We start from the raw sequence: 1,760 nt of genomic DNA, 5'->3' as shown, positions 1-1,760 counted from the left end.
TTAGGCGTTTGCAAAACGCCAAACCCCGCATAATAGCGGGATATTTTTAACCTAAAAAAATATAACTCCTCACCAGATTGTGATAAAATTGAGTTGCTCAAAAACAAATCTATCAACCTGAAAGGAGTTATATCATGACCATTTTATCACAAAAACAGCTTTCTTTGGCTGAAATTTATTCTGAGTGCACTCATTTTTTTGAAAGTGACAAACATCACTTTCTTTCACTACTGGAAGAGAATCTGAATCTTCATGCGTTGATTCCGCATTCTTTTTATCAGCATTACTACTGCGCACATGGCCGACATCGGGATTTTGAGCTTTGTTCAATTCTCTGGGCGCTGATCCTGCAGCGGATTTTTTCCATCCCCACGGATACACTGCTGATTACTTTTCTCAAGTTTTCCAGAGAACTTCGGGATTTCTGCGGTTTTAACCGGGTTCCCCATGCATCGCAACTGACCCGTTTCAAACAAACATACCTGCTGGACTTACAATCGCTCTTTCATCGTCTTGTTGATGTGACTGAACCGATCTGCCAGAAAATTGATGCTGATAAAGCGATGATGACTATTTTTGATACTTCCGGAATTGAAGCCTATGTCACTGAAAATAATCCAAAATTCGCCAATAAAATTATCAAACAGCTCAAGGCATTCAAAAAATCTCACCAGCTTGATGACGCCTATGATCCCTATAAGGCCGCCTACGGCTCAATGCCCACCCACGCCAAATCCAATCCGGAAATCAAACAGCTCTATATCAATGGTCATTTCTGTTATGTCTACAAGTTCGGCATCATCACCAATGGCCTTGGCATTGTCCGGGATATCACTTTCTATGATAAGAATTTTCTGGTTGATCATCCTGAGATTTCTGTCGAGAAAAAATCAGATTCTCCCGATGAGGATAAATCCCTTCATGATACCAAAGCCCTGATTCCGGTTCTTACCGACTTCTTTAAAAAGCACCCACTGATTGTCCCCAAACTTTTCATTGGCGATGCTGCTTTTGACAGTTCAGCGATTTATCAATCCCTTCTTGAGGAACTGAAATTTGAAAAAGCGTTCATTCCATTGAATCAGCGTGGCAGCCTTTCCTATCCGGATTGTCCGGTTAATGCAGATGGGATTCCCTGTTGTCCAAACGATTCGTCACTTCCCATGAAACCCGAAGGACGGGCTAAAAGAAAGAACGGCCTGATCCGGTTTAAATTCACCTGTCCCAAAACAAAATGGATCAAACAGCAAGTCGGGAAAGCCAAACGTCAGTGTTTCTGCGAAAATCCCTGCTCGCCTTCTTCCTGTGGTCGGATGTTTTATATCTATCCTGAAAAATATCTCCGCACCTACCCCGGCACCCTACGGGGGACTCCCGAATGGGATCGGATCTATAAAATCCGGGGCGTTGTTGAACAATCCATCAACCATTTCAAAGACAGTTTCTGTCTGGCAAACCGTAAAACTCAGAATGCCGGAACACTTCATGCCGATTTGCTGTTGGCCGGAATTACCCAGCTGATTACCGTGATCCTTTCCGATAACATCCATCAGCATCAGTACTTGCGCAGCCTTAAACCACTCGTTGCCTAGTTGGACTTTTCATCATTATCCAGCTTTCATTTTTGCGCTCTTTTTCTCATCTTTTTCAACACATTGATTGCTTTGCCGTTCCGTTTCCCTTCCGTCTTCATGAAGTCTATCTGTTTCTTACCGCCGAATTCTCTGAGCTCTAAATCTTTTTCATTTCGCAATTACCTA

1 pseudogene is annotated in these 1,760 nt (G+C 42.8%); it reads left to right on the top strand.

The window, feature by feature from the left end:
- Nucleotides 1-140: 140 nt before the first annotated feature.
- Nucleotides 141-1,521 (top strand): annotated as a pseudogene (locus tag ACWI_RS18325) (transposase).
- Nucleotides 1,522-1,760 lie beyond the last annotated feature (239 nt).

The sequence above is a fragment of the Acetobacterium wieringae genome, from assembly GCF_001766835.1.
Classification (GTDB): Bacteria; Bacillota; Clostridia; order Eubacteriales; family Eubacteriaceae; genus Acetobacterium; species Acetobacterium wieringae.
This window is presented reverse-complemented; position numbering and strand designations above follow the sequence as displayed.